The 17,239-nt window shown below is 70.4% G+C and carries 20 protein-coding genes and 2 pseudogenes; 15 read left to right on the top strand and 7 right to left on the bottom strand.

What is annotated here, in order from left to right; genetic code table 11:
- The first annotated feature begins 8 nt into the window (after positions 1–8).
- Entirely contained in the window at positions 9–1,007 is a 999-nt protein-coding gene (gene cydB / locus GA0074694_RS22850; protein WP_091461665.1) for a cytochrome d ubiquinol oxidase subunit II, read from the top strand.
- 134 nt (positions 1,008–1,141) lie between these two features.
- Here the strand turns inward: cydB and GA0074694_RS22845 are convergent, their stop codons facing one another.
- Entirely contained in the window at positions 1,142–1,858 is a 717-nt protein-coding gene (locus tag GA0074694_RS22845; RefSeq protein WP_091461663.1) for a hypothetical protein, read from the bottom strand.
- Positions 1,859–2,027: 169 nt separating this feature from the next.
- Here GA0074694_RS22845 and GA0074694_RS22840 point away from each other — a divergent pair.
- The 11 genes and pseudogenes from GA0074694_RS22840 (at position 2,028) to GA0074694_RS22800 (ending at position 9,527) form a co-directional block, all read left to right on the top strand.
- Positions 2,028–2,742 (top strand): annotated as a pseudogene (locus tag GA0074694_RS22840) (SDR family NAD(P)-dependent oxidoreductase).
- A gap of 436 nt (positions 2,743–3,178) precedes the next feature.
- Positions 3,179–3,610, top strand: a pseudogene (rsgA, locus tag GA0074694_RS34320) (GTPase RsgA); the annotation flags it as partial.
- 14 nt (positions 3,611–3,624) lie between these two features.
- Positions 3,625–4,095 (top strand): GTPase RsgA, encoded by a 471-nt coding sequence (rsgA, locus tag GA0074694_RS34315; RefSeq protein ID WP_425413664.1) that lies wholly within the window; start codon positions 3,625–3,627, stop codon positions 4,093–4,095.
- On the top strand, positions 4,092–4,772 hold the full coding sequence (locus GA0074694_RS22830; RefSeq protein ID WP_218105778.1) for a GNAT family N-acetyltransferase: 681 nt from the start codon (positions 4,092–4,094) through the stop codon (positions 4,770–4,772). The genes rsgA (GA0074694_RS34315) and GA0074694_RS22830 overlap by 4 nt, the downstream gene beginning before the upstream one ends.
- Positions 4,773–4,921: 149 nt before the next feature.
- On the top strand, positions 4,922–5,917 hold the full coding sequence (locus GA0074694_RS22825; protein ID WP_091461661.1) for a tyrosine-type recombinase/integrase: 996 nt from the start codon (positions 4,922–4,924) through the stop codon (positions 5,915–5,917).
- 78 nt (positions 5,918–5,995) lie between these two features.
- Positions 5,996–6,334: an ArsR/SmtB family transcription factor gene (locus GA0074694_RS22820; protein ID WP_091461659.1), complete on the top strand. Its 339-nt coding sequence runs from the start codon at positions 5,996–5,998 to the stop codon at positions 6,332–6,334.
- A gap of 70 nt (positions 6,335–6,404) precedes the next feature.
- Positions 6,405–6,680 (top strand): SulP family inorganic anion transporter, encoded by a 276-nt coding sequence (locus GA0074694_RS22815; protein WP_245714856.1) that lies wholly within the window; start codon positions 6,405–6,407, stop codon positions 6,678–6,680.
- A 227-nt stretch (positions 6,681–6,907) separates the two neighbouring features.
- Positions 6,908–7,450 carry a DUF4145 domain-containing protein gene (locus GA0074694_RS22810; RefSeq protein ID WP_091461656.1) on the top strand — a complete coding sequence of 181 codons (543 nt, stop codon included), beginning with the start codon at positions 6,908–6,910 and terminating at the stop codon, positions 7,448–7,450.
- Positions 7,451–7,624: 174 nt separating this feature from the next.
- The gene (locus GA0074694_RS22805) at positions 7,625–7,921 is read left to right on the top strand and encodes a hypothetical protein (protein WP_091461653.1); all 297 of its coding nucleotides are present in this window, start codon (positions 7,625–7,627) and stop codon (positions 7,919–7,921) included.
- Positions 7,922–8,037: 116 nt separating this feature from the next.
- Entirely contained in the window at positions 8,038–8,181 is a 144-nt protein-coding gene (locus GA0074694_RS31930; RefSeq protein ID WP_176738084.1) for a hypothetical protein, read from the top strand.
- Positions 8,182–8,258: 77 nt separating this feature from the next.
- A complete protein-coding gene (locus tag GA0074694_RS22800; protein WP_091461650.1) occupies positions 8,259–9,527 on the top strand; it encodes an asparagine synthase-related protein in 1,269 nt (422 codons plus the stop codon).
- Here the strand turns inward: GA0074694_RS22800 and GA0074694_RS22795 are convergent.
- The 5 genes from GA0074694_RS22795 to GA0074694_RS22775 all read right to left on the bottom strand — a co-directional run bounded on the left by GA0074694_RS22795 (position 9,517) and on the right by GA0074694_RS22775 (position 14,550).
- The gene (locus tag GA0074694_RS22795; protein ID WP_245714855.1) at positions 9,517–10,467 is read right to left on the bottom strand and encodes a GNAT family N-acetyltransferase; all 951 of its coding nucleotides are present in this window, start codon (positions 10,465–10,467) and stop codon (positions 9,517–9,519) included. The genes GA0074694_RS22800 and GA0074694_RS22795 overlap by 11 nt on opposite strands.
- A gap of 106 nt (positions 10,468–10,573) precedes the next feature.
- The gene (locus tag GA0074694_RS31925) at positions 10,574–12,073 is read right to left on the bottom strand and encodes a hypothetical protein (RefSeq protein WP_176738083.1); all 1,500 of its coding nucleotides are present in this window, start codon (positions 12,071–12,073) and stop codon (positions 10,574–10,576) included.
- On the bottom strand, positions 12,073–12,414 hold the full coding sequence (locus tag GA0074694_RS22785) for a helix-turn-helix domain-containing protein (RefSeq protein ID WP_091461648.1): 342 nt from the start codon (positions 12,412–12,414) through the stop codon (positions 12,073–12,075). The genes GA0074694_RS31925 and GA0074694_RS22785 overlap by 1 nt, the downstream gene beginning before the upstream one ends.
- Positions 12,411–13,451, bottom strand: a complete 1,041-nt coding sequence (locus GA0074694_RS22780; RefSeq protein ID WP_091463743.1) for a tyrosine-type recombinase/integrase — start codon at positions 13,449–13,451, stop codon at positions 12,411–12,413. Before GA0074694_RS22780 ends, GA0074694_RS22785 begins: the two co-directional genes overlap by 4 nt.
- A 421-nt stretch (positions 13,452–13,872) precedes the next feature.
- Positions 13,873–14,550 carry a recombinase family protein gene (locus GA0074694_RS22775; protein WP_091461645.1) on the bottom strand — a complete coding sequence of 226 codons (678 nt, stop codon included), beginning with the start codon at positions 14,548–14,550 and terminating at the stop codon, positions 13,873–13,875.
- 220 nt (positions 14,551–14,770) lie between these two features.
- On the opposite strand from GA0074694_RS22775, the gene GA0074694_RS22770 reads away from it, so the two are divergent.
- Together GA0074694_RS22770 and GA0074694_RS22765 are read left to right on the top strand one after the other, a co-directional pair.
- Positions 14,771–15,367: an RNA polymerase sigma factor gene (locus tag GA0074694_RS22770; protein WP_245715027.1), complete on the top strand. Its 597-nt coding sequence runs from the start codon at positions 14,771–14,773 to the stop codon at positions 15,365–15,367.
- Between the two features lies 1 nt (position 15,368).
- Positions 15,369–16,400 (top strand): CU044_5270 family protein, encoded by a 1,032-nt coding sequence (locus tag GA0074694_RS22765; RefSeq protein WP_091463735.1) that lies wholly within the window; start codon positions 15,369–15,371, stop codon positions 16,398–16,400.
- 74 nt (positions 16,401–16,474) lie between these two features.
- Here the strand turns inward: GA0074694_RS22765 and GA0074694_RS31085 are convergent, their stop codons facing one another.
- On the bottom strand, positions 16,475–17,047 hold the full coding sequence (locus tag GA0074694_RS31085; RefSeq protein WP_141714249.1) for a peptidase inhibitor family I36 protein: 573 nt from the start codon (positions 17,045–17,047) through the stop codon (positions 16,475–16,477).
- Between GA0074694_RS31085 and GA0074694_RS33730 the strand changes: the two genes are divergently transcribed.
- Positions 17,033–17,164: a hypothetical protein gene (locus GA0074694_RS33730; RefSeq protein WP_281190223.1), complete on the top strand. Its 132-nt coding sequence runs from the start codon at positions 17,033–17,035 to the stop codon at positions 17,162–17,164. The genes GA0074694_RS31085 and GA0074694_RS33730 overlap by 15 nt on opposite strands.
- The last annotated feature ends 75 nt before the right edge of the window (positions 17,165–17,239 follow it).

The following is a 17,239-nucleotide window of genomic DNA, read 5'->3' as shown; positions in this document are numbered from 1 at the left end:
GCCCCACCGTGGACCTCACCACCGTCTGGTTCGTCCTCATCGCCATACTCTTCACCGGCTACTTCATCCTCGAAGGCTTCGACTTCGGCGTCGGCGCGCTCCTACCCGTCCTCGCCCGCGACGACCGCGAACGCCGCGTCATGATCAACACCATCGGGCCCGTCTGGGACGGCAACGAAGTCTGGCTCATCACCGCCGGCGGAGCCATGTTCGCCGCCTTCCCCGAGTGGTACGCCACCCTCTTCAGCGGCTTCTACCTCCCCCTCCTGCTCGTCCTCCTCGCCCTCATCGTCCGCGGCGTCGCCTTCGAATACCGCCACAAGCGCCCCGAAGCCACCTGGAAACGCCGCTGGGACACCGCCATCACCCTCGGCAGCCTCATCCCCGCCATCCTCTGGGGCGTCGCCTTCGCCAACATCCTCCGCGGCGTACCCCTCGACGCCGACCACGAATACGCCGGCACCCTTCTCGACCTCCTCAACCCCTACGCCCTCCTCGGCGGCGCCACCACCACCGCCCTCTTCCTCACCCACGGCGCCATCTTCACCGCCCTCAAGACCACCGGCGACATCCGCCACCGCGCCGGCACCCTCGCCGTCCGCCTCGGCATCCTCGCCGCCACCCTCGCCGTGACCTTCCTGACCTGGACCCTCACCATCCGCAGCAACCCCGCCGCCGTCATCCTCGCCACCGCCGCCACCGCCGCCCTGCTCGCCGGCCTCACCGCCGCCCACGCCCGCCGCGAAGGCTGGGCCTTCACCGGCACCGCCACCGCCATCGCCCTCACCGTCGCCACCCTCTTCACCGCCCTCTTCCCCAACGTCCTGCCCTCCACCGGCGACCCCACCGGCACCCTCACCGCCACCAACGCCGCCAGCACCCCCTACACCCTCGAGATCATGACCTGGGTCGCCGTCATCTTCACCCCCGTCGTCCTCGCCTACCAGGGCTGGACCTACTGGGTCTTCCGCAAACGCATCGGCGTCGCCCACATCCCCACCCACTGACCCACACACCAACCGGCCCCCGACGTTCTGTCGGGGGCCGAAAACAACACGCGGCGCGGAGCCACCCTCCGGCAAACCCCACGCCACACCCACCACGATCAGCGACACCCACCGGCGCCCCCGACCACCACACCTCACCCCGCCTCGCGCAACTCCGCCAACCGCGCCTCGATCTCCGCCAACTCCGCCCGCAACCGCTCCGCCTGCTGCTCCGCCTCAGCCCGCTCCGCCCCCAGAATCTGCTCCACCGCCTCCTGCACACCCGGCACATCCACCAACGCCACCATCCGCAACGCCTCCGCCGGCTTCACCACATACGGCTTCGCCAACGACTTGCTGCCCTGCTGCGCCGCCACCGTCCACTCGCCCTCCGCGTACTGCAACGTCACCGTCAACCCCGCCGGCACCTTCGGCTTCGCCGCCTTCACCGCCCGCTTCGCCGGCTTCGCCTCCACCACATCCACCTTCGGCTCCTCCCGCCGCTCACCCCGCGACTCGTCCCCACGCGACTGCTCCGGCACCGACACCCGCTCCAACACGAACTCCGGCTCCGCCACCACCGCCTCCGACCCGGCCTCCGCCCCCGGCTTCGGCTCCACCACCCGCCGCCCCGCACCACGCGGCGCCACCGCCACGTCGGCAGGGGAGAAGGGCAACTCGTCCCGCCCGAACCGCACCACCACGAACTCGTCCGACACCGCCGGATCGGTCAGCTCCACCACCTGACCCACCTGCCCGGCGATCTGCCCCGCCGCAGCCGTGAACACCACCTTCGGCTTACGCCCCGCCGCCAACGCCTCCCGGATGCCCTGCACCTCGTCAGTGGACAACCCCTGACCCGCCGCCCCCATCGCCAACCACCCTCTTTTCGGACAACTGTCGGAAATTCCTGCCTTTGATACCAGCCACCCCCGACACCCACCCCGCCGGGGCACCACCCACCACCGACCACAACCGACCGACCCCCGGCGCGCGCCACGGTAGCCTCGGCCGACACCACCAGCACGGGGGAGAGGCACCATGACGACGCCGGTCACCGTCATCACCGGAGGCGGACGCGGCATCGGCGCCGCCACCGCCCGCCGCCTCGCCCACGCCGGCCACGACATCGCCCTCTGCTACCGCCGGGACACCGACGCCGCCACCGCCGTCCTGGCCGACATCCACGCCACCGGGCGCCGCGGTATCGCCGTACCCACCGACACCCGCGAACCCGACCAGGTCACCCGCCTCTTCGACACCGCCACCGCCACCCTCGGCCCGATCACCGGCCTGGTCAACAACGCCGGCATCACTAGCCCGATCGGCCCCCTCGTCGACCTCGCCGTCGAGGACCTCCGCCGCGTCGTCGGCTACCTCCTCTGCGCCCAACAGGCCGCCCGCCGGATGACCGCCGGAGCCGCCATCGTCAACGTCTCCTCGGTCGCCGCGACCCTCGGCAGCCCGGGGGAGTACATCCACTACGCCGCCAGCAAGGCCGCCACCGACACTTTCACCGTCGGCCTGGCCAAGGAACTCGCCCCACGCGGCATCCGGGTCAACGCCGTCGCGCCCGGGATCGTCCGCACCGACATCCACGCCCTGTCCGGCATGCCCGACCGACCCGACCGCGTGGCGGAACCCCATCGGCCGGGCGGGCGAACCCGACGAGATCGCCGCCGCGATCGCCTGGCTGCTCAGTCCGGAAGCCTCCTACACCACCGGTACGGTGCTGCGCGTCGCCGGCGGCCTCTAATGGGGGCTACCGGGTTGGTGTCGGTTCGGGCTTTAGCCCTGTTCGGGCCGGAGGAGGGCCCCGACCGGTCTACTTGACATAATGTGCATTATCGAATCGGAGCGGATCACCCGATGGCACCGGAAGCTGCGACTCCCACCCGCGCGCAGCGCCCGGACCAACCTCACGTCCCGGGCCCCGGTCTGACCCACTTCTTCCCCCAGCCTCGAGCCAGGCTCGCCAGGCGGGGTGATGTCCGCGTCTCGTCGGGGCCCCTTCTCCGCAAGGGTCTCTCACGTTGCCATACACACACACCGATCCATCCGACCTGTCCCGATACGGATGGACCAGCGCACTCGACCAAACCTTCATCGGACACTACGAAGCAGGCCTCGTACCCGCCCGGATCTCCCGGGTCGACCGCGGCCTGTGCACGGCGATCACCCCGTCGGGCCCGATGCGGGCCACGTTCGCCGCGCCACACCCGCCCGACCCGCTCCTGACCCCCTGCACCGGCGACTGGGCCGCGCTACGCCCGGGCACCGAACCACACCTGGTGACGCTGCTTCCACGGCACAGCGCGATCGTGCGCTCGTCGGCGTCCAGGTCCTCCCACGCACAGGTGCTCGCCGCCAACGTCGACACAGTCGTCATCGCCCTGTCCCTGGCCACCCCCCTGGACGCGGCCAAACTGGAGCGGCTGCTCGCCCTGGCCTGGGAGAGGGGGGCACAGCCGGTGATCGTCTTGACCAAGGCGGACCTGGCCCACGATCCCACGACCGTCCACGCCGAGGCCCGAGCGCTGGCACCCGGCGTGGACGTCCTGGCCACCAGCGCCGCCACCGGCCACAACATCGACGTGCTGGCCGCGACGATGCACGGCACCACCGTGCTGCTCGGCCCCTGGGCGCGGGCAAGTCCACCCTCGGCAACACCTTGCTCGGCGAGGAACTACTGGCCACCGGCACGGTACGAGAGCAGGATGGCAAGGGCCGCCACATCACCGTCCGCCGCGAACTCCTCCCCCTGCCTGGCGGCGGGGGCCTCATCGACACGCCCGGCCTGCGCGGGATCAGCCTGCCCGATGCCGCCGACGGCCTGGAGCAGGTCTTCGCCGAAATCGAGGAACTCGCCGCGTATTGCCGCTTCGGCGACTGCTCCCACGACACCGAGCCAGGATGTGCGGTGCAGGCCGCCATAGAGGCGGGTGAACTGCCCGAACGTCGCCTGCGCAGCTACCACAAGCTGCAACGGGAGAACGCGTGGGCGGCCTCACGTACCGATGCCCGGCTGCGCGAAGAGCACGTCAACCGGCAGAAGGCCATCACCAGTCACCTGCGCGCCACCTACAGGTTCCGGGACCAGCAGCCATGACCGGCCGTATCCCACCGACCTCCCCGGCCGAAGGATCCGCGCACGTCATCGGCTTCGACACCGCCCTTTTGCAAGAGATCACCATGCGCCGCGAGCACGGCGCGGACCACCAATACACCGGCTGTGCCCCGCATCCGCAGAAGGACAAGGAGACGAACCCGACCATGACCCCTTCCTGGACCACCCGTCCCGAGAGCGCCGGCGACGTCGCCGCCGTCCGCGACATCAACCTTGCCGCCTTCCCCAGCCCGCACGAGGCTGACCTCGTCGAGGCGCTGCGGTCCGACCCGCAGGCGTGGCTGTCCGGTCTGTCCTGGCTGGCCGAGGCCCCCGGCGGCGAGCTCGCCGGATACGCGCTGCTCGCCCGCTGCCACGTCGGCGACTCACCCGCCCTCGCCCTGGGCCCCTGCGCCGTCCGGCCCGAACATCAGCGGCGGGGCGCCGGTTCCGCCGCCATCCGCGCCGCTCTGGAGGCCGCCCGTCGGCAGGGCGAGAATCTGGTGCTCGTGCTCGGCCACGCCGAGTACTACCCGCGCTTCGGCTTCAGCCCGGCCTCCGGATTCGGCATCCGCCCGCAGTTCGACATCGAGGACAAGTACATGATGACCCTCGGCCTCGACCCTGAACAGCCGGTCCCGAGCGGCGTCATCCGCTACCCGGCGGCGTTCGGCGTCTGACCTCCCGCTCGTCGAATGCGTCGAACGGCCCCCGACACCGCTGGGGGCCGTTCGCGCTAACGACCTGGCACCGTGACCGCCGCCGCTCCGCCACTGCCCCACTCCCGCAGGGACGTGCAGTAATCCGAAAATCATGCATAATTACCCTTATGCATGACAAAGTGGACTATCGGGTTCCGGTGCTGATCGAGGAGTTCCTGATCGCCCGGGCGACCCGGAAGCCGTCGCCGCACACGCTCCAGGCGTACCGCCGGGATCTGGTGGGGGTCGGCCGACTGGCCGCGGAACGCGCCACCCCTCCCCTACCCCTGGACGCCCTGCCGGTCACCGCCCTCTCCCCCCGGCTGCTGCGCGCGGCGTTCGCCGCGTTCGCCGCTCCCCGCGCGGCAGCGTCGGTGCATCGCGCGTGGTCCACCTGGAACAACTTCTTCACGTTCCTGGTCGCCGAGGGTGTGGTGCCGGGCAACCCGATGCCGGCGGTGGACCGGCCCCGGGCTCCGCTCCCCCAGCCGAAGCCGTTGCGCGGCGAGGACACCCCGGAGCGGTTGCTCGACGCGGTGGCCCGCGCTGCGGGCCGGCAGCACGATCCGTGGCCGGAGCGGGATCTGGCGGTGGTGGCGCTGGCGCTGTGTACGGGGTTGCGGTTGTCGGAGTTGCTGGCGTTGCGGGTCGGGTCGGTCGCGGGTCGTCCGGGTGAGCGTCGGGTGGATGTGGCGGGCAAGGGCGGTCGTCCGAGGGTGGTGCCGGTGGAGCCGGAGTTGGACGAGGTGCTGGTGGCGTATCTGGAGAGTCGGGTGCGGCGGTTCGGGGCGCGTTCGGTGCGGCCGGATTCGGCGTTGCTGGTGGATCGGCGGGGTGAGCCGTTGCGGCGAGGTGGTCTGCAGTATCTGGTGGATTCGTGCTATCGGCGGGCGGGGATCGCGGATCGGGTGCCGCGGGGTGCGCGGTTGCACGCGTTGCGGCACACGTTCGCGACGCGGCTGGCCGAGGACGGGGCGAGTGCTGCGGAGATCATGCGGTTGCTGGGGCATGCGTCGTTGGCGTCGTCGCAGACGTACATCGAGGTGACGGCGGGTCAGCAGCGGGCGGCGGTGCGGTCGAATCGTACGCATCGGGTGTTGGTGGGGTTGGTGTCGGTGGAGTGAGGGCGTGGGCTTGCCGGGGAGTTGTTTGAATATTTCTTCAAGTGATGAAGTGTGCAATTGTCGAAGGGGGGTGGGGCGGTGTCGGTGCCGCTGTACCAGGCGAAGGCGGAGCTGTTCCGGACGTTGGGGCATCCGGTGCGGATCCGGGTGTTGGAGCTGCTGCAGGACGGTCCCAAGCCGGTGCGGGATCTGCTGGCGGCCATCGAGGTGGAGGCGTCGAATCTGTCGCAGCAGCTCGCGGTGCTGCGTCGGGCCGGGATGGTGACGTCGCAGCGCGACGGTGCTCTTGTGGTGTACGCGCTGAGCACTCCGGACGTGGCGGACCTGCTGGCGGTTGGTCGGCGGATCCTGGGGGCGGTGCTCACCGACCGGGACGGTCTGCTGGTGGAGTTGCGCGGCGACGGGCGCGATCGGTGAGTGGGTCCGTGGTGTGGCGGGTGGGTCGTCGGATGGGGTCGTTGTTGCCGGGCGGGATGTGCTGGCCGGTGTGACGGTGGCGGTGGTGGCGTTGCCGTTGGCGTTGGCGTTCGGGGTGACCTCGGGGTTGGGTGCGGCTGCGGGGTTGGTCACGGCGGTGGTGGCTGGTGCGGTGGCGGCGGTGTTCGGTGGGTCGGACGTGCAGGTGTCCGGGCCGACCGGGGCGATGACGGTGGTGTTGGTGCCGGTCGCCCAGGGGTACGGGGCCCGGGGTGTGCTGATGGTGGGCGCTTCATCGTCGGCGACCAAGTGCCGCTCGGGGACCGCAGGGAAGCCGTGCACCTAAGGGCTCGCAGAAGAATAACGCGCAGATTTCCGCCCGCGCGGATTTCCATCTGCTAGAGGCCAATGGCCTGCAGCGATGCCGGGGTTCCTGTCAGCCTGGCACCCGAGCCTGTGCGCGGATCTCAGCAGGTGGCGGGATCCACACATCACATTCGTGGCCGCCAGATTCGGAACCGACGTGTTATTTTTCTGCGAGCCCTAATGTGCCAGGGTTGCGGCAAGGGCTGCATGGTGATCGAGGCGGCCTACACCGACGGCCGCTCGGTGCGCTACAAGCCTTTGCACTGGTGGCCCGTGCCGGGCGCTGCCCATCTCGACCCTGCTGTGCCCGAGAATGTGGCTGGAGCCTACGACGAGGGCGTCCGGTGTCTCGCTGTCCAGGCTCCCCGAGCCGCGGCAGTGATGTTCCGCTCCATGTTGGCCTTCATCGTGGCCGACAAGGGCAGCGAGCAGGCCAGGCAGAAGCGAGGTTTGAAGGCACGCCTGGAGCAGATGGCAAGGGAGGGAACCCTTCACCCGAGCTTGGCGAGCTGGGCCGCCACGATCAAGGATCTCGGCAACGGTGGGGCACACCCCGATGAACTGCCTGAGCCGACTCAGGCTGAAGCCGAGGAAATGGGACGGCTGTGCCGAAGAGTGATCGATCTGGTTTACGAGACCGACGCGCGAATTCAGAGGGCCAGGAACCCAGAGCCCTCGCCACCCGAGCAGCCATACGAGCCGCCCGCGCGTTCGGGTGGGGATTTCTCCATGGGGTCCGTCGGCCGGTGATTCGGCAGCGGGTGATCGCCCGCTGGCACCATGGGGTGATGGCGACCACCCCCTGAGCCTGGCCGACCGCGCGTTCACCGCCCGGCCGGCGGGCAGCATCGGCCGTGTCCAGGATTAACGTCCCTGATCGGAGCGCCGGTTGGCGGTGGTGAATGCTGCTGGCACGATGGGTGGATGCCGCGTGACCCCCTGACGCTGGCGGGCCGGGCGTACCAGGCCGCAGCGAACTTGGCTGAACTGCTGTCTGGCGATGTCCGAATCGCAGACCCGGGACCGCTGCTCGCCGCGATGCGCGCCACCGGCATCATGCTCGCCGGGTGCTGCCAGGAACTCGCCGACGCTGCCGACGGGGCGAACCAGGATGAGGCGGCTGCCGAGTTGCGCGCTGCCATGGTCCAGCATGCGGAGGCGGCGAACGCGGTGGCTCGGGCTGTTCAGGCGTTCAGGTCGGCCGGCGTGCGGGGGCGTTAGCACCTGCGCCGATCGTGGCCAACCGGGGCTTTTTTCTGTTGCTGCACATGGGGTTTCACGATGCGTAGCGTCGCGCTACCGTCTGCTGGCCAATGGGCTTCGATGAGAGGTGCGTCATGTCGGCGAAGAGCAACCCAGGTGACGGCACACACGGCAAGGGGACGAAGGGCAGCAAGGCTCTCGCTGGTGAGGGTTCCCGGGGTCCGCTGGGGTTCGTGGTGGACCTGGCCCGGGGGCTGCGGGACCTGCTGCGCGGGTGAGGCAGCTGCGGCCTGAGTTCCGGGGCCCGTCCGGTCGGGGGGATGATCCTCTGGCCGTGGCGGGCCCCGCTCCGTCTGTGTCGTTGAAGCAGGTGGCCCGGCTGTTCACCGGCGTCGGCGTGACGGGGGAGTTCCCGCCGGGCAGCTGGTGGGAGGGTGTGGACCTGGTGTGGCCCGCGCCGACAGCCGGCCACGCCGGCCGACACCTGGGCGAGGTGTTCGACCGGGTGGTAGCGGAGATGTGCGGGGACGCCGAGGTGGTCGGGGTGAACTTCTCCGGCGGGCTGGACTCCCTGGCGGTGCTGGCGGCGGTGTGCAGGCTGGTCCCGGCGCGGCGGGTGGTGGCGTTCACCGTGGACCTAGCGGCCGACGACGGTGCCAGCACCGCCGCGGCGGCCGGCGCGCTGGTGGCCGGTTTCGGTCTGCCCGTCGACCTTGTGGTTGTCGAGCCTGATGGGGCCGGACCGGTGCCGCCGTGGTCGCCGCTCGGCCCTCGATTCGACGCGCTACCGCACGTCAACGCCCGGGTCAACGCTGCTGCGGTGGAGGCTGGCTGTGGGGTGCTGCTGTCGGGCAACGGCGCGGACGAACTGCTGGCTGCTGGGTCGTTCGCGGCGGCCGAAGTGGCGGCCCGGTGGGGTGCGCGGGGTGCCCGCCGGTATCTGGCGGACCTGGCCGACACCGCAGCCGGGTGGCCCGGGGAGGTGGCGGCGGTCGCAGCCCGAATGCTGCCGGCCGGCTGGTCAGCGCGGGCGTACTGGGCGGCGAACTGGCCAGGGTTGTGCCGGCCGACCGTGTCACCGGTGCTGGCGTCCCGCCACGTTGAGGCTGCACTGGGTTGGGCGGCAGGCTGGGTGCGTGGCCAGGTCGCCGATCATGCGCGGGCGCGTCGGTCGTGGGCGCAGGCCGACAGGATCGACACCTTCTGGCCGCGTGGGTTCTGCCCGGCGGCAGGCGGCGTACCCGAGGGGTCGCCGTTCCTTCATCCGGATCTGGTCGCCGCCGGTCTGGCAGTGCCGGTCGCCCTGCGCTACGACCCGCGCCCTGCGCACGCCTACCACCGGATCAAGCCCCTGGTCGTCGGCCTGTTCCCGGGCGGACTAAAGGACCGTCTGCCGGTCCGGAAGCGGTACTACGCGACCGCGCTGTCCAGCGCGGTCGCGGGCCCGCTGGCCGCCCCGGTGTGCGTGGAGGCCGGGCTCTTGGACGCCGCCGCGGTCGCGTCCTGCGACCAAGCTGATGGTGGCGGCGGTGGAGTCCTGGCTCGCCGGGGCGGCGGCTCGCGGGCACCTGCTCTAGCGTTGTTTTCGGTCCGGAAACTACGGGCGAGCCTGCTCAGCGGGTGAGCTGGTAGGACCACAGCCGGTCCACCTCGGCGAAGCCGGCCCGCTCGTACATGGCGTTCGCGGCAGCCCGGGACCGCTCCGGGTCGTCGTCCGGCGCGTCGTCGTCAACATAGAGGATCACCTGCTGGGCACCGGACGCGGCCAGCTCGGCCAAGGCGGCCCCGAGCATCCGCAACCCGAGACCGTCGCCGCGAGCAACTGGCTCGACGCCGATCCACCACAGCACGCCGACCCCGTCGACCGGGTCACCGATGGTGGCCTCCGCGATGACTTTCCCGTCGCGCTCGACCTCCAGAACGCGGCGGTCCTCGTCGCGGCGGGTCCGGTACGCGCACGTCGGCAGCCCGGCGGCGGGCAGGTCCCGGCACATGTACCGCCATAGGTCACTGCCGGCGAAACCGAGGTCGGTCAAAGCGGAGTGGGTGGCCGGGCGGTGCCGCACCGGCAGGGCCTCCAAGCCCAGGCCCAACGCGGTGGCGAAGGTGAACGCCTCCACCGTCGGGCAGCCGGCCAGCTCGACCAGGGCGTGGTCGAGCAGCGCCCGCACGACGGCGGGGACCTCCCGGGCGTGCAGCCACAGGATCACCCCGGCGCCGTCGCGCGGGCGGCGGGCGTAGGCGATAGCACCAGCCGGCGTGCCGTCGGCGCCGGGCAGCACCTCGGTGCGCAGGTCGGCCAGCTCCGCCCACCACGCCGAGTCCACCGGTGAGGTGCCATCGATCGCGGCCTGCACCATGGCCAGCGTGCAGGCCGGCTGGCCGGGCATCCGGTCGGCGTTGATCAGCTCGACCAGTTCCGGGGTGGCGGTGGTAACCGGGGTCAACGCCGGCCGTGGCACGCCAGCTCCACGCTCAGCGGTCTCGGTGATGGTTCTGCCACTAAACAATGATGCCTCCTTGACGCCTGCGGCGAGGGTGATCCCGCCGGACGATGTGGCCACGCGGCCGAGCTGCCGCTAGCTGGTGGATGTCGCGGCGGCCACCAGCCAGGCCCTTGAGACTGGCAGGGTGAGGTAATCCGACTGTCTCGTATTCCCCGCCCGCTGATCACGGTGCGTTGCGGGTTGGGCTGTAGCGGTTCCAGGTGCCGCCGGCCGCGGCGTGGTGCCGTTGGGTGGTGTGGTGGTGGAAGCCGAGGGCCTGGGCGACGACTGGTGCCGGGGCTTGGAGCACGAGCTGGCGCAGCGCGGCGAGGCGGCCGGGGACGGTCGGGACGCCGAGGTCCCGGATGAGCGGGGCGATCGTGCCGAGTGTGAGGGGCTGGCCGGCGCGGCGGCCGGGAAACAACCAGCGGGCGTTGTGGTTGGTGGCGGTGCGCATGTTGGTCCGCTGGTCGCGCAGGGCCAGCAGCAGTGCGGCGACAGGTTCGGGGACTGGTGTCGGCGGGTCGCCGAGGTGCAGCAGGACGTCGGGCCCGGTGGTGTCGATGTCGTCGATGCTCAGGCGCAGGATCCGGCTGAGGGGTTGGGCGTAGAGCAGGACGAGGATCGCCGCCACGCGGGTGCGCAGTCCCCCGGTGTCGTCGGTGATCAGTTTGCGCAGCAGCGCGAGACGGCGGTGCTGGGTGATTGGGGCCTGCTGGCCGGGGCGGTAGGGAGGAATCTTCAGGCGGGGCATGTGCCCGGCGCGTGCGGCCCAGGTCAGGAATGGCTTGAGAAGTTGCCGTTGGTGCGGCCGGTGGTCGACGAGCCAGCGGTCGAGGTCGGCCTGCCGCAGCATGCTGAGGATCAGGCTCCGCTCCTGGGTCCAGGCGAGGAAGTCGCCGGCGCGTAGGACTTGCTGGCCGAGGTCGTTGCGGGTGTGGCGGCTGATGGGTCCGCGTTCGGCGCGGCGCCGTAGCCAGGGCAGGGTGTGCCAGGTGGTGTATTGGCGCAGCAGCCGGCGCTGCTCGGGGTCGGTGACGGTGTCCAGGTGTCCGAGCAGCCACCTCTCGAACAGCGCGACCTGCTTGTCGATGCGGGGTAGGACGCCGCAGGCCATGAGCAGCTCGCGGAGGTGGGCGGCGACGCGCCAGGGCTGCAGGCGGTGGAATGCATCGTGGCTCAGCTCGATGTCGCCGCGGCCCAGGCCCCGCAGCAGGTCGGCGACCCCGACGGAGCGGCCGCGCCGGGACGAAACCCAGGCCAGGCCGGAGAGTGGGTTTTCCATACTGGTCAACAGCTCGGCCAGAGGCGCCAGCTCGGGCCGGATTCGGCCGGTGCCGTCGTCGAGGAGTTCGGCGATGCGGCGGGCGAGGGTGCAACGGGTGCACCGGAGGCCAGCGTGCAGCTTGCCCTCCTGCCCGCACTCGACGCAGGCATGTGAGGAGGAGAACCCGGCGCAGCTGGTGCAGATCGGCTCCCGGTCTGCAGGGCGCAGCCCGGCCAGAACCCGGTCGTGGCCGCAGCCGGGGCAGCTGCCATGGGTGCGTAGCGCCTGATCGTGGCAGGTGCGGCAGACGTGTCCGTCCGGCCAGCGCGCCGCGAAGTTGCCGCGCCGGCCGCACCGGGCGCAGTCCCGGATGAACCAGCGTTCGTACTGCTCGGCGGTGGCGTAGGGACGGTCCATCAGTCCGGTCGCACGCGGGCCCGCCGGGGCCGGACCGTGGCCAGGTCCACCGGTGCCGGTGCCGGTGCGTCGCCGGCGACGGCCTTGCGCGGCGCGACGTTGGCTGCCGACGTGACGACCAGATCGGCGGGGGTGACCTCCAGGATGTCGCACAACGCGGCCAGCACCGGCAGCGATAGCCGCTCCGGGGTGCCGGTCACGAGGCGGTGGACCTGGGAGGCGGACAGGTCGATGCCACGTTCGTGCAGCAGAGGGACCAGCTCGGTGGCGGTGAACACGCCGCGGGCAGCCATCATCTCCCGCAGCCGCCACCGGTAGCTGACCTGGCGTTTCATGCTCATTGCGCCCTCCGGGACGGTCGTAGTGCCGCGTCCATGGTCGCGTCGAGAGCCTGCCGCAGCGTGCGGGTGCGGAAGTCCGACGACACGCAGGTGTAGATCGCCGTGGTGGAGGCGTGTTCGTGGCCGACCTGCTGCTGCACGAACAGCGGGTCCCAGCCGGCCTCGATCAAATGAGTGACGTAGGAGCGGCGCAGCGAGTGGAAGTCCAGCCCGGCGCCCAGGCCGAGAGCGTCGCGGTAGGCCGACAGCCGTGCGTTGATCTGCGCCAGCCCGACCCGCGAGGCCCGTTCCGAGGGCCACAGCGCCGGGTTGCCGTCGACCGCCAGCAGCGGCCGGATCTCGTCGATCCACTCGGCGAGGATCTCCGGCACCCAGCCCCAGACGGTCAGCACGCTGCGCCGCTTCGGCGGCGAGCCCTTCATCGCCTTGCCGTGCCGCACGTAGAGCACGCCGTACTCACCGAACTCGTCGGCGTGCGGGTTGCGGCCGAAGTCGGCGACGTCAAGCATCCGGGTCTCGTTGCGCCGCAGCCCGTACCCGTAGGCGACCTTGAACAGGGTGGCGTCGCGAAAGGCCGGCAGCCAGCCCTTACGCCCCGCCGCCCGGATCCGGGTGACCTGCTCGTCGGCGTAGTCCAGCAGCGCCTGCATCTCGTCGAGCGTGAACGCCCGCTTGGCCGGATCACCCTCGGCCGCCGCGACGTGAACAGCGGCGTTCCACTCGTGGACCACCTGCACCGGATGCGTGCCGAACCGCTTCTCGCACTCACTGATCCAGCCGTAGGCCGGGTCAGTGAGGTACGCGCAGAACGTGCGGACCGCCTCTTGGTAGCCGCGCAGCGTCGAGCGGCGCACCCGACGCACGGCCCGCAGGTCGGTGCACCACTCGTCGACCAACTGCGGAGTCCACCGCCAGGGCAACGCCTGTGCGTGCGTGGCGAACGCCCGCACCGCCCGCTGTCGGTTCTCCACGGTGCCGAACGACAGGTTCCGCGCGAGCTGCTGGTTACGCCAGCCGTCAAGCATCGCCGTGAACACCTGCTCGTCCGGCCGCAGCAGCCGCACCCCGTCGGCGAGGTGCAGGGCCGCCGACCCCGGCCCGGCGCGTTTCACGTCCACCGACAGTGACCTCCCACCCCTCGCATCAGATGCGAGATCTTCGCATCTGATGCGAGCCGCTTGTCAAACAAGCAGGTCAGCACGGGTGCCGGGAGCAGCTCAGGAGGCGGCGGCATGCCGGCGGCCTCTACGACGGGCGGTGCTGCTACCTTCGCGACCACCAGCGCCAAGACCGGACCAGGCTCGCAGGCAGACCGCCGTGTATTCGCATCAGATCGAATACACGGCGGAAGGACTAACGTTCGGGAAAGTCACGCTAAGGGGCCCGGCGCTTGGGTAGCGGGCCGGCATGTCGGGGTATCAGTAAGAAAGGTGTCACCAGCCGCAAGCGCGAGTGATCTCAATGCTGCTCACGGGGTGGCGCGGGCGGGAGTTGGTGACGGGCTCGGCCGGCGGCGCGCAGCTCGCGCAGGTCGGGGATGTGGTTGTAGAGGGTGCCGGGGCTGACGCCGAGTAGCCGGGCGATGGCGGTGACGCTTGCGTCGGGGTTGGGCAGCATGTCTCGGGCGGCGCGGATGATCTCGGGTGTGATGACGCTGGGGCGCCCGCCGACGCGTCCGCGGGCGCGGGCGGCGGCCAGGCCCTCGCGGGTGCCGGCGACGATCAGCTCGCGGATGAACTCGGCGAGGGCGGCGAAGACGTGGAAGACCAGTCTGCCGCCGGGCGTGGTGGTGTCGAGGTTTTCGTGCAGCGAGGTGAATCCGATGCCGCGGCGGCGTAGGTCCCCGACCGTGGCGATCAGGTCTTGCAGGGAGCGGGACAGCCGGTCCAGGGATGGCACGACGAGGGTGTCGCCGGGGTGCATGAAGTTCAGACAGGCGACGAGCTCGGGCCGGTCGGTGTCGCGGCCGGACTGTTTCTCGGCGAAGATTCGCCGGCACCCGGCGGTGGTGAGCGCGTCGAGCTGGCGTTCGAGCTTCTGCCCGCCGGTGGAGACTCGGGCGTAGCCGATGCGGATGTTGGTGAGCACCGCCGGTTCGGCGGCGAGCAGTTCGGTGGGTTCCAGCGTGCCCGTCATGGCCGTGATCTTTTCAGAAAACGGCCTTCAGGCGGTTGTTGAACAGCTCGGTTTTTGAAGGAGTTTTTGAAGGCAGACCGGGGTGTTCCGAGACTCGCTCGTCGATCTTCAAGAAACGATGGTTTGTTGACGATGCGAGACGTGGCGGCGGGTGGCGGCCGGCGGCCACCAGGTCATCGGTCGGAGCATTTGACGCTTTTGGGTGATTTTCTCGTTGCTGGTGGTGATGTCGCAGCTGGTGCCGGACATAAGCACAGTAGGAGGTGCCATGGACGGCAGCGAAGACCGCTTCACCGAGTTGTACGAGCGCCACCACGGTGATGTGTGGCGGTATGCGGCTCGGCGGGTCGGCGGGTCTGACGTCGGCGATGTGGTTGCCGAGGTCTTCCTCGTCGCGTGGCGCCGCCTGCATGAGGTACCGGCGGAGTCGGCCCTGCCGTGGTTGTACGGGGTGGCGCGGCTGGTGCTGGCCAACGAGGCCAGAGGCCGTCGACGGTGGCGGGAGTTGACGCTGCGCGTCGCGGCGGAGCCGAATCAGTCGGTGGCGGTGGATCACGCGGACGAGGTGATCAGCCAGCGTGACGTCGCGGTGGCGTTTGATCAGGTTTCGGAGGCCGATCGGGAGGTCCTTCGGCTGGTCGCCTGGGAGCGTCTGACCGTCGCCGAGGCGGCGGTCGTTCTCGGGTGCTCGCGGGCGACGTTCGCGATGCGGCTGATGCGCGCCCGCCGCCGGCTTCGGACGCGACTGGGTGTGGTCGGTGTCGAGGCGGGGCAGGCGCCGCAGACGGCGCCGTCGATGTCGAATGGGGGGCGATGAGATGAACTCTGCCGATGAGGTACGTCAACTGTTGGGCGGCTTGGATCCCGCACGGGACAGCCGGCCCGAGGACGAGGAGCGTCGTACGCGCGACCTGGCGCGAATCCTCGCCACCGACCGCGCGGATCGTCCGGCCAGACGGGCGATGCCACGACGCCGTCTCGTGCTGACGGCTGGCGCGGTGGTCCTGGCGATGGCCGCTGGTGCGGTAGTGCTGGAGACGACTCGGGATCCGCAGCCGGCGTACGCGGCCACCCCCGCGATCCTCACCTACGGCCCGCCGGCGAGCACGGAACCGGCCAGAGCCCGGCTGCGGCGCCTGGCGGAGGTGGCGGCGGGACAGCCGGCACCGCAGCGGCCAGCCGGTACAGTCGAGTACCTGGAGTCGGCGAACTGGTTCCTGAATTCCTCTGTCACCGGCGGGCGGACGACGTCCGCTGTCGTACCGGAGCAGTGGCGATCCTGGCGGACCGACGACAACGCCGGCCGGCAGATCTGGAAGGCACTGCCCCCGACGTTCCGTTCTGACGAGGACCGCCGGGAGTGGAAGAAGCGCGGCGGCCGGACCAACTCGTCGGAGAAGACACGCGACTACGCGGCCGGCGAGTTCCACCGCTGGCGGGGCCCGGTGCCCACGGACGCCACCACGCTGCGCGCTTGGCTCACCGCTGGCGCGCCCGCGCCGGAGGCCCCAGTGCAGTACCTGGAGGCTATCGCCGAACTCGCCGGCGTGCGGCTGCTGAATCCGGCGCAGCGCGCGGCGGCACTCAGGCTTCTCGCTGACCTGCCAGGTATCACGGTGACCGGCACTGTCACCGACCGCGCCGGGCGGTCCGGGGAGGCGTTCTCGATCACTTCTGACGCCCATGGTCTACCCGCCCAGTACACCGTGATCGTTGACCCGACCTCCGGCGCGTTGCTTGGATACGAGGCGGTGCTGACCGAGACGGCGGGCATGTTGAACGTGACGATCCCCGCGGTGATCACCTACCGGTCGTACCTGGTCGCCGAGTACGCCACCATGCCCCGCTGACGAGTCTGGGTGGGTGGCGTCCCGGAGACGCCACCCACCCAGACGAGGGTGCGATTGCTGAACCGCTCAGGGCATCAGCCGTGGATGTCCTCGGTCCGGTCGTTGTAGGTGCCCAGGTTCGCCGACGCCGTGCAGTCGGTCATCGTGAGGTTGTCACCGGCGCCGTCGCCGAGAATGCCGCTGTCGCTGCCCGAACACCCGAAGAGCCCGCCACCCTGGTTGTTCGTGAACGACGTCGCCATGTCCACGAACGCCCAAGTCGCGAGGTCGTGCCAGAACTCGTCGTTGAAACTGAGCTTGCGACCTCCGAAGTTCTGGTGCTCGTAGATGCACACCCAGCCCTCGTCGCACCCGTTCCAGTCGAGTGTGCCAATGGGCCCGGCAGTACCCCGGGACACGCCGATCGACGTGGCGCGAGAAGCCAGATCGGCCTTCTCCTCCTCGCGGGAGGCGTAACAACGCACCTCGGTGCGCGACAGGACGGCCCGCCGGTAGTTTCCGGACCAAAAACAACTCCAACGCTGGTCAAGGACGTGATGGGGACCCAAGTTCCCGGGGCGTTCGTACCGTGCCGCGACCAGGGTTGGCGTTGTTTTTTCGCTGGAAACTACGGCGAGGCCAGTAGAAGCGCCGTGCGGCAGGGCCACGTCCGGGGGACCTGGACGAAGGTCGAGCAGACCGAGCGCGCGGCCGTCGACGTCATCGCCGCGGTGATGGCCCGGCAGGAGGCTGAGCAGCAGCAGCGTCGGGGGAGGCTCCGGTGATGGAGCGTCACTCTCCGCACATGCCGCTGGCCGTATGTTCAACGACGGTGCATCATTTGCCACTACTCGCTGCGA

Source organism: Micromonospora inyonensis (assembly GCF_900091415.1).
Classification (GTDB): Bacteria; Actinomycetota; Actinomycetes; order Mycobacteriales; family Micromonosporaceae; genus Micromonospora; species Micromonospora inyonensis.
Note: the sequence above shows the minus strand (reverse complement) of the source record. Positions and strands in the feature narration are given on the sequence as shown.